The organism is Tetragenococcus koreensis (assembly GCF_003795145.1).
In the GTDB taxonomy this organism is placed as follows: domain Bacteria; phylum Bacillota; class Bacilli; order Lactobacillales; family Enterococcaceae; genus Tetragenococcus; species Tetragenococcus koreensis.
This window is the reverse complement of the sequence record NZ_CP027786.1, coordinates 379,788-397,079: the sequence shown is the minus strand read 5'-3', so window position 1 is coordinate 397,079 and position 17,292 is coordinate 379,788. Positions and strand designations below refer to the sequence as shown.

General features: G+C 36.0%; 15 protein-coding genes. 4 read left to right on the top strand and 11 right to left on the bottom strand.

Annotation, left to right across the window (positions count from 1 at the left end; translation table 11 throughout):
• Positions 1 to 202 precede the first annotated feature (202 nt).
• From C7K43_RS01980 to C7K43_RS01970, 3 genes are all read right to left on the bottom strand, one after another.
• A complete protein-coding gene (locus C7K43_RS01980) occupies positions 203 to 1,534 on the bottom strand; it encodes an FAD-binding oxidoreductase (RefSeq protein ID WP_124005315.1) in 1,332 nt (443 codons plus the stop codon).
• A 687-nt stretch (positions 1,535 to 2,221) separates the two neighbouring features.
• Positions 2,222 to 3,517, bottom strand: a complete 1,296-nt coding sequence (locus C7K43_RS01975) for a PTS sugar transporter subunit IIC (protein ID WP_124005314.1) — start codon at positions 3,515 to 3,517, stop codon at positions 2,222 to 2,224.
• 22 nt (positions 3,518 to 3,539) lie between these two features.
• Positions 3,540 to 3,845: a hypothetical protein gene (locus C7K43_RS01970; protein WP_124005313.1), complete on the bottom strand. Its 306-nt coding sequence runs from the start codon at positions 3,843 to 3,845 to the stop codon at positions 3,540 to 3,542.
• 270 nt (positions 3,846 to 4,115) lie between these two features.
• On the opposite strand from C7K43_RS01970, the gene C7K43_RS01965 reads away from it, so the two are divergent.
• Genes C7K43_RS01965 through C7K43_RS01955 form a run of 3 tightly spaced genes read left to right on the top strand, consistent with a single transcriptional unit; the run spans position 4,116 to position 6,828 of the window.
• Entirely contained in the window at positions 4,116 to 4,721 is a 606-nt protein-coding gene (locus tag C7K43_RS01965) for an MptD family putative ECF transporter S component (protein ID WP_124005312.1), read from the top strand.
• The gene (locus tag C7K43_RS01960; RefSeq protein WP_124005311.1) at positions 4,721 to 5,416 is read left to right on the top strand and encodes an energy-coupling factor transporter transmembrane component T family protein; all 696 of its coding nucleotides are present in this window, start codon (positions 4,721 to 4,723) and stop codon (positions 5,414 to 5,416) included. The genes C7K43_RS01965 and C7K43_RS01960 overlap by 1 nt, the downstream gene beginning before the upstream one ends.
• The gene (locus C7K43_RS01955; RefSeq protein ID WP_124005310.1) at positions 5,413 to 6,828 is read left to right on the top strand and encodes an ABC transporter ATP-binding protein; all 1,416 of its coding nucleotides are present in this window, start codon (positions 5,413 to 5,415) and stop codon (positions 6,826 to 6,828) included. Before C7K43_RS01960 ends, C7K43_RS01955 begins: the two co-directional genes overlap by 4 nt.
• Before the next feature lie 55 nt (positions 6,829 to 6,883).
• Here C7K43_RS01955 and C7K43_RS01950 read toward each other — a convergent pair whose 3' ends face one another.
• From C7K43_RS01950 to C7K43_RS01925, 6 genes are all read right to left on the bottom strand, one after another.
• Positions 6,884 to 8,329, bottom strand: a complete 1,446-nt coding sequence (locus C7K43_RS01950) for an SLC13 family permease (RefSeq protein ID WP_124005309.1) — start codon at positions 8,327 to 8,329, stop codon at positions 6,884 to 6,886.
• Between the two features lie 63 nt (positions 8,330 to 8,392).
• The gene (locus C7K43_RS01945) at positions 8,393 to 8,668 is read right to left on the bottom strand and encodes a chorismate mutase (RefSeq protein WP_124005308.1); all 276 of its coding nucleotides are present in this window, start codon (positions 8,666 to 8,668) and stop codon (positions 8,393 to 8,395) included.
• 78 nt (positions 8,669 to 8,746) lie between these two features.
• Positions 8,747 to 9,394: a PTS transporter subunit EIIC gene (locus C7K43_RS13560; protein WP_157977721.1), complete on the bottom strand. Its 648-nt coding sequence runs from the start codon at positions 9,392 to 9,394 to the stop codon at positions 8,747 to 8,749.
• A 13-nt stretch (positions 9,395 to 9,407) separates the two neighbouring features.
• Positions 9,408 to 10,112 (bottom strand): PTS transporter subunit EIIB, encoded by a 705-nt coding sequence (locus C7K43_RS13555; RefSeq protein WP_168711981.1) that lies wholly within the window; start codon positions 10,110 to 10,112, stop codon positions 9,408 to 9,410.
• A gap of 217 nt (positions 10,113 to 10,329) precedes the next feature.
• A complete protein-coding gene (locus tag C7K43_RS01930) occupies positions 10,330 to 11,259 on the bottom strand; it encodes a DUF7916 family protein (RefSeq protein ID WP_124005305.1) in 930 nt (309 codons plus the stop codon).
• A gap of 21 nt (positions 11,260 to 11,280) precedes the next feature.
• The gene (locus C7K43_RS01925) at positions 11,281 to 12,618 is read right to left on the bottom strand and encodes a PTS sugar transporter subunit IIC (protein WP_124005304.1); all 1,338 of its coding nucleotides are present in this window, start codon (positions 12,616 to 12,618) and stop codon (positions 11,281 to 11,283) included.
• Positions 12,619 to 13,093: 475 nt separating this feature from the next.
• Between C7K43_RS01925 and C7K43_RS01920 the strand changes: the two genes are divergently transcribed.
• A complete protein-coding gene (locus tag C7K43_RS01920; protein WP_124005303.1) occupies positions 13,094 to 14,176 on the top strand; it encodes an endonuclease/exonuclease/phosphatase family protein in 1,083 nt (360 codons plus the stop codon).
• A 154-nt stretch (positions 14,177 to 14,330) separates the two neighbouring features.
• Here C7K43_RS01920 and C7K43_RS01915 read toward each other — a convergent pair whose 3' ends face one another.
• A complete protein-coding gene (locus C7K43_RS01915; protein ID WP_157977720.1) occupies positions 14,331 to 16,229 on the bottom strand; it encodes an HTH domain-containing protein in 1,899 nt (632 codons plus the stop codon).
• Positions 16,230 to 16,244: 15 nt separating this feature from the next.
• Entirely contained in the window at positions 16,245 to 17,291 is a 1,047-nt protein-coding gene (locus tag C7K43_RS01910) for a tyrosine-protein phosphatase (protein WP_124005301.1), read from the bottom strand.
• Position 17,292 lies beyond the last annotated feature (1 nt).

Below are 17,292 nucleotides of genomic sequence, written 5' to 3'. Positions count from 1 at the left end.
TCCGGCATAGATACAAAGTTTTAGAGTGCTCGTCTAAATCGTTGTATCTATGGATAAATGAGATCCATCAATACAACATACTACGCCAGTTTTGCCAAGATTGTACAACATTGTTTGCGTAAGATATTTGCATAATGGCTCTCCTCCTTGTTTAATAATTGTGATTATCATACCTGATTCGAAATAACAGGTCAACCCTTTTTTACAAATCAAAAATTCGTCCTGGATTTAACACATTTTTCGGATCTAGTGCTTTTTTAACCGCCTTCAGCGTATTCATATATTCTTCCGTATAGAAATATGGTAAGTATTCTTTCTTTTCTAAACCAATCCCGTGCTCAGCTGAAGGCAAACCACCCAATTCAGCAATTAAAGGATAAAGTTTCTCTTCGTATTCTACCAACATGTCTTTCCATTTAAGGTCGTCATAGTCTTCTTGTAAGACACAAATATGAATGTTGCCATCTCCAGCATGACCAAAAAACGCACTGGAAATTGCCATTTCATCTGCATATTTTTTTGATTTAATAATTAAATCTGGAACGTAACGTGTTGGAACAACTGGATCATACATTTTGGTAGTCGCTGCAGCATAAATCCCGGTTAAAATATGATCGCGAATGTTCCAAACTAACTGCGCTTCTTTTTCATCGATATCACGTATATTTAAAGCACCCGCTGAATTAACAATCGAACGTACCTCTTCCAGCTCGCGTGTCAGCGCTTTTTCATCATTAGAATTTAAGGTCAAAAGTAAGAAGGCGGCTCCTTCTTGTTTTGGCATTTCCACTTGTAAATAATCTTCAGCATAGCCGACCGAATTTTTCTCTAATAATTCCAATGCCACCGGTTCTACGGGTGAATTCAAAATTTCATAAACCGTGGGAGCTAAATCTTCCAACTTCTCAAAACCAACTAACATCGAACTTTCATGTCGTGGTCTAGGAATCAGCTTTAATTGCAGTTCAGTAATAACACCCAGCGTCCCTTCTGAACCAATGAAAAGATCTTTTAAATCATAACCGGAACTATTTTTTTGATTTAAACTCCCCGCGTGAATAATATCGCCATTTGCTAAGACAACATCATAACCACGGATGTTATCACGGGTCACACCATATTTAATAGCTCGCATGCCACCCGCGTTCGTACCGACCGTACCGCCAATTGTGGCAGACTTTTCTCCAGGATCTGGCGCATAAAAATAAGGCGTATCTGCTAAATAATCACGAATTTGTGCCAGCGTCACACCCGCTTGCACATTAAGAGTCAATGTATCTTTATCCAAAGATACAATCTGATCCATTTCGGCAAGGCTTAAAAACCATTCATCTTTATGAGGATAGGTTGCACCAGTTAATCCGGTATGTGCTCCAATCGTGATCACTTTTTTACCTGCGTCGTTCGCTTTTTTCATAAACTCACTGACATCTTCCGTACTTTTCGCATAACCAATCAATTCCGCTTGGCCAGGCTCAAGCTCATGTGCGTTTGAAGTCAATAATTCATCTGGTACCGTTTGCTTAATTTCCATCAATAATAATCTCCTTTATTTAAATACATATGTAAGCGTTCTTACTCTTCTTACTATAACATAAACAATTTTTTTGAAAAAAAGAACTGCTTGCATAGTTTCGTATAAATAAAAGTGAAAATTGGCTCTCAATATTTGAAAAAAAAGCAGTTTAACTTTCAATCGCAGCGCTATTGATGGGATATCAGTCAATGTGGCTCCAATCTGCAAACATATTGGTGGGACATTAAATGATGTGCCTCCAATCGATAATTTATTGGTGGCATCTTTCTTGATGTACCACCAATCGGTAATTTATTGGTGGCATCTTTCTTGATGTGCCTCCAATCGGTAATTTATTGGTGGCAACTCTCTTGATGTGCCTCCAATCGGTAATTTATTGGTGGCAACTCTCTTGATGTGCCTCCAATCGGTAATTTATTGGTGGCATCTTTCTTGATGTACCACCAATCGATAATTTATTGGTGGCAACTCTCTTGATGTACCACCAATCGATAATTTATTGGTGGCATCTTTCTTGATGTGCCTCCAATAGTTATGGATAATGGTGGAACCTATGAAAAACGAATCACTTTTCCAGCTAAGAAAACTATACTCCTATTACTATAAAGTCTTGTCTCAATAAACTTTGCACTTAGTCTTGGATCTAAAAAACGGGCTGCAACTAAACAACCCGAATTTCCTATATTAATTTTCAGCCGACCCTTGTTCTTTAGCAAGTTCATTTTTATCATAAACTTTGAAAAATGGATAGTATATCAAAATAGCAATAATAATTAACACAACATTTAAAACAGCGGCTCGCCAATCACCATTGGTTGCCAAAAAGGCGCCAATGGGTCCTGGCAATGTCCAAGGAGCAGTAACAGTTACTGCGTTTACAAAACCGAGACTTGTAGCAAACCAGGCAATCGTTGCTAGTACAACAGGTGCACCAATGAATGGGATCATTAAAATAGGATTTAACACGATAGGCACCCCAAAAATAACAGGCTCATTGATATTAAAAATCGCTGGCGCAAGGATAGTTTTTCCTAGTTTCGAACCGTATTGAGATTTCGAACGGAAAGCCAGTAAAATAGCTAATCCAATCGTCGCTCCTGCACCACCAATCCAGATAAACCATTGATAGAACGGCTCTGCTCCAATAGTAGGTAATGATTCTCCAGCAGCTAGTGCAGAAGAGTTCTGCTCTAATAATTGTAACCAAAGCGGACGTGCAATCGAACCGATTACCGCTAATCCGTGAATACCAAAGAACCAGAAAAACGTTGTCAATAAAACTAATAAGAGAACAGATGGTAATGAATCTGCTGCACTGATTAATGGACTAATTAAGTTTCCTATAAATGCATGCCAATCAAAACCTATATAATAAGTAATAGAACCAATCAGTAAAATAACAATTAACGTAGGTGTCAATGCTTCAAAAGAACGGGCAACTGCAGGAGGCACTTGTTCAGGCATTGTGATCTTGAAATTTGATTTATCTGTCAAACGGTAGATTTCCACAGCAATAATCGAGGTAACAATTCCAACAAACATTCCTTCTCCACCAAGGTTTGCAATGGGCAGTACAAATCCCTCAACACCAGCAATTTCAGTGGCTTCTTCAGGAATGGATACAGGAACCAGTGTTAATAGAAAAGCAGTGACTGCTAAAATCCCTCCAGCTACTTGGTCGAGATCGTAGCTTTTCGATAAACTCGCGCCAATTCCAAATGTGGCATATAGCGCCATAATATACATTGACATACGATAAGGAAGTAAAATCGTTTCCGCGTTTGCGGTCAAGAATTGTGTAATTCCCCAGGATTCAGGGAGTGGCGGAAAAGCAACAATCATGAAAAACGATCCTACAATAATTAAGGGTAATGCGGCAATAATCCCGTCACGAACCGCACGTAAGTGACGTTGGTTGGCAATACTAGCCATTGGCCCTCCCAGATATTTTTCAATCCACTGGGTAAATTTGTCTAACATATTTCCCCTCTTTTCTTTTGTTTTAGAAGATAAACCCTTCTACTAACCAGACATATGACATTAGTTCCAAAGCGACCGTTGCTACAACTAAAGCTACAATAAAACGCTTACAAAAACCTTGCTTTGTTTCTAAATAATAATGGCTATACACTAATGAAAATGCTAGACTAACAGGTAATATAATCATGACTCCTGTTTTAAAACCAATCCCTAATAATGTCAGTAAATAAGGGATAATTATTCCGCCTAATAGTAAAGAAGCTAATACTAAAAAACTACTTTTAATCGAAAGTCTAGGAATTCGCAGTGGTTGTTCTTCTGGTTTCATCTTCTCCCTCCTCTCATTTTTATTATAGCGTTTACAAAATACACTTTCAATCATTTTGCGGTTTTTTTGAAATGTTATTCCCAAAAAGAAAATTATCGATTGAATAAATCACATAAAATTGAAACATTATTTCATAAAAACATAAATAACTCAGGAATTCATTGTTCTATCATTAAAAATTTAAAATGAACGCTAACCTCCTGTAATTTAACCGATAACTGGCGTATAATAAACGGATGAAATACGTAAAAGATTCATTTGGAGGTAACTATGAGTAAAAATAAAAGTAAAACAATACGTACAACAGATTTAATTTCTATAGGAATTTATTCAGCATTATATTTTGTATTAGTTGGGATTGCTGAAATGCTGGTGGTCCTGCTTATTCCGGGCTATTCCTATTCTTACTCCCCTGTTCTAGCAGCTTTGCTTACTGGAACAATCTTTATGTTAATGGCGGCAAAGGTTCCTAAATTTGGTGCCATTACGATTATGGGCAGTGTTTTAGGCATATTTTTCTTCTTAAGTGGGCTATTCCCTTCCGCCTTAATTCCAGGCGTTATTTCTGCCTTGCTTGCAGATATTATTGCCTATGTTTTCAAATATAAAAGTAAAATGGGGTTATTACTTAGTTATATTGTGTTTTCCTTTAACACTGTAGGTCCGGTAGTTCAATTGTTATTTAGTACAGATAGCTATGTAACAAATCTTAAGGAGCGCGGCAAAGATGCAGCTTATATTGAAAATGTTTTTGCAAGCATTGCTGATTATACAGGAATCGTAGTTTTTGTGTTGCTTATTATTGCAGCAATTATTGGTGGCTTATTTGGTCAACGAATGATGAAAAAGCATTTCGAAAAAGCAGGAATTGTCTAATGGCTTTTCATTTTGATCCGCGAACAATCCTTTATTTATTACTGATATCTCAAATCATTTTATTTTTAGATATCAGCATTTTTATCGAAGTAATCACAGTTATTATTCTAGTCGTTCCTTTTTTTATAAGTAAGCAGTTTAAATGGGGCCTAAGAATTGGCATTGTGTATAGTTTGCAATTGTTTATCGCTTTTATTATTTTGCCCAATATCAATAACGCTGTGTTACTTTATCCACTTTCAATGGTTGCCAATGGATTTCGTGAATTAATTCCTGGGATGATCGTGGGAATTTATGCAATAAAACTAACACATTCAGGAGAATGGATCAGTTTATTTAAGAAATGGCATTTTCCTAAATTTTTTATTGTGCCCTTCTCCGTTATCTTTCGTTTTTTCCCAACAGCACGCGAAGACTATCGTCAAATCAGAAACGCAATGGCATTTCGAGGAATTGAAAGAGGTCCAGTTGCTTTTGTTAAACAACCGATCCAAACCTTTGAATTTATATTAATCCCCCTGCTAATGAATGCAAGCCAAGTGGCTCAAGATTTAACCATTTCTGCTTTAACGAAAGGATTGAGTATTCCGGGGAAACAAACATCCATTATCAATCTTCGTATGACTAAAGTTGATTTTATCTACATGGTTATTGCACTAGTTCCCATTATCATTTATCTAGGAGGAATATTTTGAAACAACTTGTCATCAATAGTGAAAACAGCTCCTTTCGTTTTCTGCATGCCGACGAGCCATTTTTAAAAACGATTGATCTAAAAGTCACTCCAGGTGAGTGTGTGCTTATTTGTGGAAAAAGTGGTAGTGGCAAAACGACTTTTAGCCGCTTGTTAAATGGCATCAGCCCCAACTATATTGAAGGTGAATTGACCGGTCATGTTGAAACGTGCGGATTAGTTGCAGGAGAAGCTGCCATTGAGGAATATGTTCCGGTGGTTGGAAGTGTTTTTCAAAACCCAAAAACGCAACATTTCACTGAGAATACAACCTATGAACTGGCTTTTCCTCTTGAAAATGTTGGTAAGCCTTCCGAGCAAATTGCCAAGCGTATTGATGAAACAGCTAAAGAACTGGATATTGAATACTTGCTTGACCGTGATATATTCAAACTATCTGGTGGCGAAAAGCAGCAAATTGCTATGGGTTCTGCCAATACACTTCAACCTAAAGTGCTTGTACTAGATGAAGTGACGAGTAATTTAGATCACCATGCAGTAGAACAAATAAAAGCCATCATAAAGAAAAAAAAAGAGGAAGGCGTCACAATTATTCTTACAGAGCACCGCTTGGCTTGGACCAAGGATTTAGTTGACCGCTATGTGCTATTTGAAGAAGGCGAGCTAGTCCAAAAATGGGAAAGTGATGCGTTTAATCAACTGACAAATGACGAATTAGGACAAATGGGCCTTCGAGCCATGGATTTGTCAAAAAAACGTCAAACGCTAGCAGAAAAAGAACAGCTTTCTACAGTCTCCCAAGGTTCCTATTTACTACAAACAAAAGATTTAAGTGTTGGTTATGAAAAAAATTCACCCATCTTATCAAAGATTACTATTGGAATGAGCCAAAACAAAATTATAGGGTTCATTGGCCCCAACGGTGTAGGAAAAACAACCTTGGCGAATACGTTAACGGGATTGTTAAAACCTTTAGCGGGAAAAATTTTATGGCAAGGTCAATCAATCTCCTCCAAAGAATTAGTGAAAAAAAGTTTTTTAGTTATGCAAGACACCAATTACCAATTATTTAGTGAGTCCGTTTCGGAAGAAGTTTTACTAAATGCGAAATACCCTGAACAAAAAAATCATGTATTAGAAAAATTTAATCTGTTGGACGTAGAAGAACGCCATCCTATGAGTTTATCCGGCGGTCAAAAACAACGAGTTGCCATCGCATCTGCCATGTTATCGGGAAAAAAATTGATCATTTTTGATGAGCCTACCAGCGGCTTAGACTATGTTAATATGCAACGTTTTGGTGAATTATTAAATATGTTGAAAGAAACAGAGGCGATCATAGCGATCATTACCCATGATGTCGAGCTATCCTCCGAATGGTGCGATGAGATTATCAATTTTAATAATCTTTGATTTTAGCTAAATAAAAACATCCAAAAAGCTATAATAGCTTATTGGATGTTTTAAACTATACATTAATAAATACATTCGCTAACGGATAGGCGATCAGTAACGCAATAAAGATCGTACCTACAGCGATTAACATGCCATATTTCAGCATCTGCACCGTGTTGGTCCAGCCTGATGACCCAGCGATAGCGACATATGGCATCGAAGGCGGTGTTGCTGAGCCGATCGATGCTACCAAACCAATTACTGCGGCCAACGATGCTGCTTCGATCGCATTGGAAGAAAGTGCAATAGGCACAGCCACAGAAGTGACAACTTGAGCCGTAACCATGTGCGATCCGATATTGGATTCAAACGTTGCCCAAGTAATGAACAGTGCAACAATCAACAACGGTGCAAGCCCTTGTGCAATGGGCGCCATAACGTTTGATACATAAGCAATCAAACCAATTTTTTCATTAGTTAGCGCACTGCCGATAGCTAAAGTTGAAGCAGCCATAATCAAGCTTGGCCAAGAAACTCCTTTAGTGATGGCTTCATTAATAACTAGTAATGGTTTACCTTCTAAACGTACCATTGCTAAAACAACAACTCCAGCAAGTGGCGGTATTGCTGTCCCAAAACTTTCAATTAGCTCCGCTACACCTGGTAGAATCGGTGCGATAATGCCTGGTGCCACCCATAATAAAATAACAACAGTAAAAACGAACAAGATGATTTTTTCGCGTTTAGTAATTGGGTCAGATACTGTTTGTTTAAAATCCGCTTTATTTAATTGTTTAAATTGTGTCATATCAGGTTTTAAAACAAAACGGAAAAGTAATAACATGAACAAAAAGATCAATAACCCTGCTGGGATCGCAAAAGCCATATAACCTGCATAGCTTATTGTCACATTAGCAATTGATTCAAAAACGCCTAATGCAATTACCGGAAAAACATGGGCAATCGGTGTCATACCCGACGATAAGGAACAAGAAACCACTAAACCAATCATTAGCATAGAAGCAAAAGAGCTCCCTTTTTTAAGGCTTAAAATTTCATAGATTTCTTCTAAAATCGGCAGCATAATAAAAAATAAAACCGTTGGTGAAATAAATAGCCCCATCAACAATACCGATAACAAAAATAATAGCGCCAGCTGCCAAGCACCCTTTTGTGCCCAGTTACTTGTAATAAAAGTTAATGCAATGCGCTTAATGATAGTTGTCTGCGATAATGCATAAGTCAACATGAAGGTAAAAAGTAAAAAGGTAAATGTTTCATTTCCAAAAGATGAGGCAAAAACTTGTGCTGGATCCAACGTTGGAACCAGCGTTAATGCTGCCAAACATAACAAACTCGGCCAATCAATTCCAACAAAAATCCATAGTAACAATGTTCCTAAAAAGATTCCGACAACCTGCATACCATCCGAGCTTAACCCTGCTGGCGCCGGAACAAAACGGAATAAGAAAATCGCAAGTAAAGCGAAAACCATAATTGGCGTTTTCCTATTTTTCATAAAATTTCCAACTTCTTTCAACTATATTACGACACTAAAATTCGCTAATGACCACTCAAAAAACTATTCTTTATCAATAATTTTTTCTTGTTGATACTCTTTTGTCGTATCCATAATCGCTTGAAAAATTTTACGAACTGAATCTTCAAAGTCTTTATTTTCTGTATAGCTACCAATTTTGTCCAACACAGCCTTTTCACGGCTCTCATCTAAAACGGGTAAATTGTGTTCTTTTTTGTATTTGCCCACTTCCACTACCGCATTCATCCGTTGTTCAATCAAAGGCACCAACTCTTTATCTGCTTGATCAATCAGTTTTCTTGCTTCTTCTAAATTCATCGCCATTCCTTCTTTCAGTTATTTTTAAATAGGAGTATACCATGGTTGAGCTTGTAATACTATGATAAAAAATACGTCCTATTCCTCTGCGTCTGCTTTTTTTACGTCGGCAAAAAACCAAGTCAAAACAAACGTTACTAAAAAACCAATTCCAACTGAAATAAAAGCATGGACAATGTTCATTGGATTTTTTCCAATAAATACAGCAAAACTAGCTAAACCTGGCGTTCCTGAAGTATAACGAACTACGCCTTGTAATCCAGAATAAAGCCCGCCTGCTGCTCCCCCAGCCATTACACAGTATAAAACGTTTTTAACTTTTAACGTTACACCAAACATTGCTGGTTCTGTAATACCTAATAACGCAGTAATACCCGCAGAAGAAGCAAGTTGCTTCAGTTTCGTATTTTTACTTTTTATTCCAACAGCTAATGCGCTCGCCCCCTGACAAATGTTAGACACAAAACTACCAGGGCCCATAATCGCTTCATAGCTGTAAGTAGCATAAGATTGAACCACAACAACAGGGACAAAACTCCAATGCATTCCTGTCATGACTAAAAGCGGGAAAAAAGCACCCATTAAAGTAGCAACTAACCAAGGAGCAACTTGATTTAAACTATCAAAGGAAGAAGCTAAAATGTCTCCAATATATGCGCCTATGGGCCCAAAAGCAAAAAAAGTAATTGGGGTAACAATTAAAACAGTTAGAAGTGGCTTAAGCAAAAACTTGACCGCTTTAGGTGGATACATGATCAGCAAATCTTTCAACATAGCTCATGAACCATACTGCTAAAATTGAAGGGATGACCCCAGAAATATAAGACACAAGTGGTACATCTAAACCAAATAGAGAAACCGAGTCTCCTTTGGCTACATATTCAACAAAGGTTGGATGGATCAGAGCCGCTCCCAGAATTCCTGCAATAAATAAATTCGTTTTAAATTTCATTGCTGTTGAAATAGCAACAAATATCGGTAAGAAATAAAAAGCTGAATCTGAAACAAACTCAAAAAACAGATAAGTAGAAGAAGTTGCTCCCAATAAATTAAAAAAATCGAGTAAAACCAATACTGCTTTTAACATACCAGCAGCTGTTAAAGCCGGGATGATCGGAGTAAATATCCCTGAAATAACATCAAAAAATCGATCAAGCCTAGAATGTTTTGCTGCTTTCTTTTGTTCAACCCCTTTTACACTAATGCCCATGTTTTCTATTTCCATCATGACATTCCCAACATTAGGTCCTATAATAATTTGATACTGCATCCCACTTTTTACCACATTGATCACGCCGTCAATTTTGTTTAACTGTTCTGTATTGATTAAATCATTATCATATAAGGTAAAACGCAATCTAGTTGCACAATTAGTCAAGTGTTCTACATTTTCTGCTCCACCAACATTTTCTAAGATCTCCCTTGCTACATTCTTATAGTCCATCGCTTCCATCCTCTACTTTTTAATAACTACTACATTTCCAAAACAAGTTGCAAGTCTTTCGTTCGGAATATTCTGAAAAATTATATAAACAATACTGTATACTAACAAAATAAGTTACGATTCGCAATATCGTATGAGTATTTAAGAATTTTAGCTATAATTCCAAAAAAATAAACATCGCAATTGGAAAATTAACCAATTTGCGATGTTTATTTACTTAACGATTAATAGAACGTGCCATTCGTTGAATTGTATGTCTTTCTCCACGAATTGCTTTACTCAAAGGATAAATGTTTTCAAATGGAGATTGAATGCCCCAGGCAGCATCGCCAATATGTTGAATATCAACGCCACATATCTTATTGCGAATAGCAATATTTTCAAGAAAACCAGATCCGCTGCCTTCTTGGCTTGTCCCAATTGTACTCATCACTAACCCATTACGGCTATGAGCTAGTTCCACGATGCCCTTTAGTTCTGCTTCATCTAATCCTGGCACTGTACCTATGGCAGGAACGAGAAGTACATCAGCACCTGCGTCTAAAAATTCTGCTGCTGCTTCTTTACTAACCACTGACTCGTCTACTCCGGCACCGTGCATCTTGCCAGCAATAACCATTCCGCTAAAATTTTCTTTAGCAATTGCAACATTTTCAGCAATCTGCGCATTAGTTACCCCGGTGCCAGGATTTCCTGTTAAAACGATAAAATTGAGCCCTAATTGTTCAGCTTCTTTTAAAGTTTCGGCACTTGCTCTGCGCCCTTGTGGAATTTCCAAACGATCTTCTGCCATTTTAGCATCCGGATCGACCGGTTCAAGATTGACTCCAATCGGGCGTCCTACTAATTCTTGCAGCCGTCGAATACTTTTTTTGTCATGATGTGGTTTCGCTGTAGCCAACGTTTCTTCCCCTGGATATAGTCCTAATATTACAGGATTAAGTACGTCTAAAGCATTCAATAAAATCAGATCAGCACCAAACGCTGCCGCAAGTTCTGAAGTTGTCAAACCGTCAATTGCTTCATGAACAACCACATTCTCACTAACAATTACACGTCCTTCACTGGCTTTTATACTCTGCTTTAACTCAGCACCATTCATTTGCATGACATCACTAGTATCTGCGCTAATTAACCTTTTTGCCATTTATTTTTTCCTCCATATTTTTTATTCCGTAAGTTTTCCTGCTTCTTCTAAACGTAATTGTTTATTAAATGTTGAAACAAACGGTAGATAAATTAGTATATTAATAATCAAATTAACACCTTGTAAAACCGAACCTGCAATACTATTTGTTGCTAAAAAACCCGAAAGAATCGGTGGCATTGTCCACGGAACTACTGCTCCAGTACTAAGTGGAACTAATTCTAATGACATAGCTGTATAAGTTGTTATAGCATTAACTACTGGCGCAAGAATAAACGGTATAACTAAGCTCATATTTAAAACAATTGGCATACCGAACATAGTTGGTTCATTAATATTGAATATTCCCGGCGTTAGCGTCAATGGCGCTAACGTTTTCATTTGTTTACTGGCTTTTCTCATTGCTACTAATATAGTTATTGCGATTACAAGCCCTAAAGTAGCTCCCCCTCCTCCCATAAATACGAAATTATCAATAAACGGCTGCGTAATGATATGCCCCTGATGTTCTAGATCTAAAATTCCCTCAGTAAATAATTGTCGGTTAGCGTCCGTATTCATTAACCAAATGGGAGAAATAATATTATTAACAACGTTGGCACCGTGAATTCCAACAAACCAAAAAAGGCTATTAAGCATGACTGCAATAATCGTACCGACGAGAGTATCTCCTAATAAACCTAATGGACCAGACAATACATTCAAAATTAAATCATGTATGTTTCCCAAATCGGCCCAAGCAAAAACGGCGTATACCGCACCAAAAAGGGTAATAATCACAGCTCCAGGGATTAATGCACTGAAACTGGATGCTACTGCAGGTGGAACGGCTTCTGGCATTTTGATTTGAATATCATGATTAATAAACCATTGAAACAACCCACCTGAAATAAGCCCTATAATAATCGCAATAAATAAACCTTGGCTTCCCAAATATTCGTAAGGTATTCCTTCTAAAGGTGTATCATCGCCGGTCAAAATACTGGGCGTAACAACGAAATAAGCCGCTACTGCAATCACGCCAGCAGCTTTACCATCTGTTTTATGTTGTTCTGAATAACTGGATGCTATTCCAAAACAACCAATTAATCCTAAAATACCAAAAGAACCGTTGGTGATTTTAGTGAAAATATCAGCAATAGACACACCATTAAATATAGTATTTGCGATCCAATCTGTCCAAGCTGTAATTGGAAAACTTCCTAAAATCAAAAATACTGAACCAATAATAATTAGTGGCATAGCGAGAGTAATACCATCACGTATTGCAATTAATGGCTTAAAAGTACTCAACTTCACAGCAATTGGCATTAAATGTTTTTCGACAAAACCTTCATCGGAATTGTTATTTTTTTGCATATAGTTGTTCCTTCTTTCTTAGTAAGAAATCAATAATAACAATAAGAGTTAAAAAGTTCTTACCTTAATTAAAAAGCAAAGAAATTTATTATTAAAAGTATAGGCCTATACCACTGGAAAAAGTATAGCACAGTAGATCACAGTGTGCAATCGCTTTCTTTCTAACTATATAATGTGAAAATAGACACTTTCTATCCATTTAACATCAATAAATTAAAGGGTTAGAAATAATAATTACATGCCTATTAAGTTCTTTCGTGTTCCTACTAGTTCTGTTCACTTGTAAAGAACATAGCATTGTCTTCGAATTCAACTAAAAATATTTTTTAATCAAAGAAAATCAATTAATTACTTTTACTAATGACAGACAAAACATGAATTTTTCATGGAACTTATCAATTTACCTCACTTCATAAAAGAATAGTATTTTTCCCACAACTTCTGGTATGATTTAATAAAACAAGGAGGTAAAATATTGAAAAAAATATTTTATACAGTGGGAACTATTCTAGGTTTTATTTTATTGCTACTTTTGGGTTATATTGTCTATTTATATGTTGATTACGATCGTTTGCCGGATAACATTGCGCTTGAGCCAAAACAAAATAGTAAAGAAAAACTACCGACTGAGCAAACTTTGCGTGCGATGACTTTTAACATTGGTTACGGTGCTTACACTTCTGACTACACTTTTTTTATGGATGGCGGTGAAAGTGCGCGAGCAAAAGATCGTAAAACAGTTTTAGAAAACATGGAAGGAATTGTGGAAACAACAGAAAATATTGATCCAACCATTGCTTTTTTCCAGGAAGTCGATCAAGATGGCGATCGTTCGCAACATGTAGACGAAGTTGACTTTTTACAAAAAAGTTTTGCTCAAAAAAGTAGTGTTTATGGTCAAAATTATGATTCGTCCTATTTATTTTATCCTTTCTTAGAACCAATTGGACAAGCCACTTCTGGATTAGTTACGTTGAGTCAAAGCAACATTTTGCAAGCAACCCGTTACTCGCTTCCAATCGAAACGAATTTTAATAAGTTTTTCGACCTAGATCGTGCATTTACTGTCAGTCGTATTCCAGTAGAAAATCAAAAAGAATTATTGGCAATTAATGTTCATCTATCTGCTTATACCAAAGATCCTGTAGTACAAGAACAACAGATGCAAAAACTTTTTGACATCATGGAAACAGAGTATCAAAAAGATAACTATGTCATAGTTGGCGGTGACTACAATCATGATTTATTGGGAAATAGTCCTGAAATTTTTGCAACTACCGAAAACCGGCATAGTTGGGACCAGCCCTTTCCAGAAGAGAGTTTACCAGAAAATTTTCATATTCCAAAGGATAACTTAGCGGAAGAAAAGGTACCTTCTACTCGCAAGTTGGATACCCCTTATGAAAAAGGAAGTTCTTATGTATCACTGCTAGATGGTTTTATTCTTTCAGATAACCTTACTGTTGAAGCGGTCGAAGTTGAGGATGAGGAGTTTATCAATTCTGACCATAACCCTGTTTGGTTGGATTTTCAGTTAGCCGATAAAACAAATGATTAAAAATGATACTTTTAAAGCTCTAGAGCGGCGTACACACTCCCCTGATTTCCCACGAGAGGAAGAAAAACTATCTATATCTTTTTTTAGTAAAATAAAAAATCGCTCCGCCTTTTTTTACAAGTGGAACGATTTTTGGTTTTATGAAATGAACTTACTAATCAATTAAGAAATGGCTATAACTTATTGTCTGCTCACTATTAACCGTATCTAACTTTAATGGAGCTGCCATTATCCGATCGATAATATTCACTAACATTTTTAATTTTTGTTTTTCTCCAGCAATTTGTGTTTTGATGTTGATATAATATTTTTTCTCATCAACACTTTCAACTACACGAAAAATCGTAAATTCTTCTTCTTTAGCGTTTAAATCAAAATGAACTTGCACCGCTTCATTTTGGATAAAAGTTTCTGTTGTTACCTTGTTAAATGCTTTTTTATCAACTGAGCTGATATTTTTTAATAAAATGTCAGGAAGTTTTTTATCATAATCATAAGCTTGAAAGAATATATGCTTCAACGAATCGGTATACGCAAATTCATCCATTTCTTCTTCAATATAAAAAATCGGCTCGCACGTAATGTTTAATTTTTTCCCATAATCTGAACACAAATAATAATCAAATTTTTGATTTTCTAGTGTTTCTAATTCATACAAAACTTTCGTTTCGATCCGTTCAATAAACTCAGAAAAATAATGTTGTAAATTGAACTTTAAAGGTTGCGTGGCCAAACGCCCATCAATAGCAATGATTGCTAAACGTAACTTACGATGGCTTAAGCTAATTCGATTAATCACGCCCGAAATAGTGGAAAAAATAAGTTGTTTTTCTCTTTCTGAAAAAGAATAACCATAAGTACTAAAGAAATTCTGATAAATTAATGAACTATAGTAACGAATTAACGACTGTGTCCCTTCGTTTTTGAAATCTTTATAACGAAGATCAATACTATCAGAAACCCCTAATTTTATTTTTAAGCTAATAGGAATCATTATTTTTAACAAGTCTTTTAAACAAGTATAGTCATCAAAAATGTCGATTTGCAAATATTGTGAGACGCCTTTTAAAATAAAATTTCTTATTTCTTCTGCTAGTGAAACCAATGTATTATAGTTTTCTTTGCTGCAATCAACAAAGCGATATAAATCGGTACTAAAAATCGCAATATAAGTTAAAAACTGAACAACCTCATCAGAAAAATCAAAGCCAACAAATTTTATTTTCAATTTTTGAATGAGTTCTACAACCAACCCATGTTCATCTGTTGCGCGATAATCAAAATCGATTGTCGGTAAAGATAACTGAAGCGAACGTTCTTGTAATACTTGGTTACGAAAATACAGCAAATAGATAATGAAACGTTCTGCATTAATATCTGAAAAAACAATACGTGAGTGGATAATCGTTTCGTAAAAAGTTCCTCTTATCGCTGTTTTTTCGAGCTCATCGCAAGAAAATAATTGATTATAAGCTGTAATACCAAAATCATTATTGATACTTTTATCAAAGTAACGATACATTCGTACAGTCACCATAATCTTTTTAAACAATGCGCCTTCAATATACATCCCATAATGTGGGCGCGATTTTAAATGTAGATCATATTTGGCAAGCATCTTCTTAACTTCTTGCATTTCGTGATTTAAAGAAAAACTAACTGAAAGTTCCGCTTGAATGTCTTCCATTTTTACCGGTTCATCGGCAGATAACAAACGCCGAATAACATAGCGAACCCGATGATCAAATTCACTTTCACTTGAAATCGAAGGAAAAATTTGAAAAAATTGTTTAATCTTATTTTCAGTTCCTTTATCCGTAACTTCTAACTTATAGCCTTTGGAAGGCTTAGAAGCAATAAATATATCTTCTGTATGAAATATTTGTTTTAATAGTAAAATATCAGACTTAATTGTTCGAGAAGTTACACCTAGTTCTTCTGCTAATCGCATACTGGTAAAATAACCTTCATGACGAAATAAAAGAAGGAACAGAGATTGCAGCCTAGGTTCATCTGCTAAAATACGAAGTTCATCTGTACTTTCAAAACTCACTATTTTTCCTCCGTACTATTCTAGATACATTTTTTTCATTTGCTGAACCATTTGTTCTGTTAATTGTAATTCTTCTTTAGCATAATTTTCAATGGTACCATACTGGCCGATAATGGTATCAATTGATTCTTCTATAAATTCCGGTTTGGTATCAATAAAAGAATATAATTGATCCAATACCACAGGATCGCTCGTTAGTTTTTTATAACCTTCCATTTTGGCCCGATTTCGTTCGATACGATTTTTTGCCGTTAAGAGATAGTCTTCCACTAAATCTTCTTTTTTTACTCCCAGTGTTCCTAAAACTAACATTGAACCAAAGCCTGTCCGATCTTTTCCTCCCCTACAATGTTGCACCACAGCAGGAGCATTAGGATCAGCGACGACATGCAACATTTTAGAAAAAGCTTCCTTCGATTCTTTTTTATTAACAAAAGTACGATATTGCGTTAAGACAACGTTACTATGATCTACTAAGGTTCCCTTTTCTTTTTGCTCAATAATTTCATTAATTAAATTTGCATCTTCATCTTCTTTGGAAGACTGAAATTGAGCTGCCAGCTCAGCTGCGTGCGCGGAAGGATCGATTTGATAGGTCTTTACTTGATCGCCAATTCGCTTGTTAGGATATTTTTTTGTCTCTACGTTACTACGATAATCGAGAATGGTGTGGATATTTAACGTTTGTAAATAGGCAATCCCATTTTCTGTAGCATTATAAATATGATCTGAACGATAAAGTTTGCCCCATTTTACTGTTTCTCCTGATTGAGTTTCATAGCCACCCATATCTCTAAAGTTATTCATACCTTCAACAGGTAGTGTCCGTTCTGCTGTAATATATTGACTATCGTTAGTTTTAATCAAAAAATAAGGACGATAAGAAAGTTCCTTTAGCTCAATATCGAAATTTTCTTTTTCCGTGCTTAATAAAAATTCTGGCTGAGTATCGTGCAAATTTTTCATTAAAAATACTTTTATTTCTTGCTCCTCCGCAGAAATAGGTAAGTAAAAATGAAAATAATTTTCCTTGGTCTGTTCTACTTTATATCTATTTTTCATA

Bases quoted from the DNA above. Each gene is read 5' to 3' on its own strand.
- C7K43_RS13555 (WP_168711981.1), bottom strand. From the start codon at position 10,112: ATGGACTATAAGAATGTAGCAAGGGAGATCTTAGAAAATGTTGGTGGA.
- C7K43_RS01945 (WP_124005308.1), bottom strand. From the start codon at position 8,668: ATGAATTTAGAAGAAGCAAGAAAACTGATTGATCAAGCAGATAAAGAG.
- C7K43_RS01970 (WP_124005313.1), bottom strand. From the start codon at position 3,845: ATGAAACCAGAAGAACAACCACTGCGAATTCCTAGACTTTCGATTAAA.
- C7K43_RS01910 (WP_124005301.1), bottom strand. From the start codon at position 17,291: ATGAAAAATAGATATAAAGTAGAACAGACCAAGGAAAATTATTTTCAT.
- C7K43_RS01950 (WP_124005309.1), bottom strand. From the start codon at position 8,329: ATGAAAAATAGGAAAACGCCAATTATGGTTTTCGCTTTACTTGCGATT.
- C7K43_RS01930 (WP_124005305.1), bottom strand. From the start codon at position 11,259: ATGGCAAAAAGGTTAATTAGCGCAGATACTAGTGATGTCATGCAAATG.
- C7K43_RS01925 (WP_124005304.1), bottom strand. From the start codon at position 12,618: ATGCAAAAAAATAACAATTCCGATGAAGGTTTTGTCGAAAAACATTTA.
- C7K43_RS01980 (WP_124005315.1), bottom strand. From the start codon at position 1,534: ATGGAAATTAAGCAAACGGTACCAGATGAATTATTGACTTCAAACGCA.
- C7K43_RS01960 (WP_124005311.1), top strand. From the start codon at position 4,721: ATGGCTTTTCATTTTGATCCGCGAACAATCCTTTATTTATTACTGATA.
- C7K43_RS01975 (WP_124005314.1), bottom strand. From the start codon at position 3,517: ATGTTAGACAAATTTACCCAGTGGATTGAAAAATATCTGGGAGGGCCA.
- C7K43_RS01965 (WP_124005312.1), top strand. From the start codon at position 4,116: ATGAGTAAAAATAAAAGTAAAACAATACGTACAACAGATTTAATTTCT.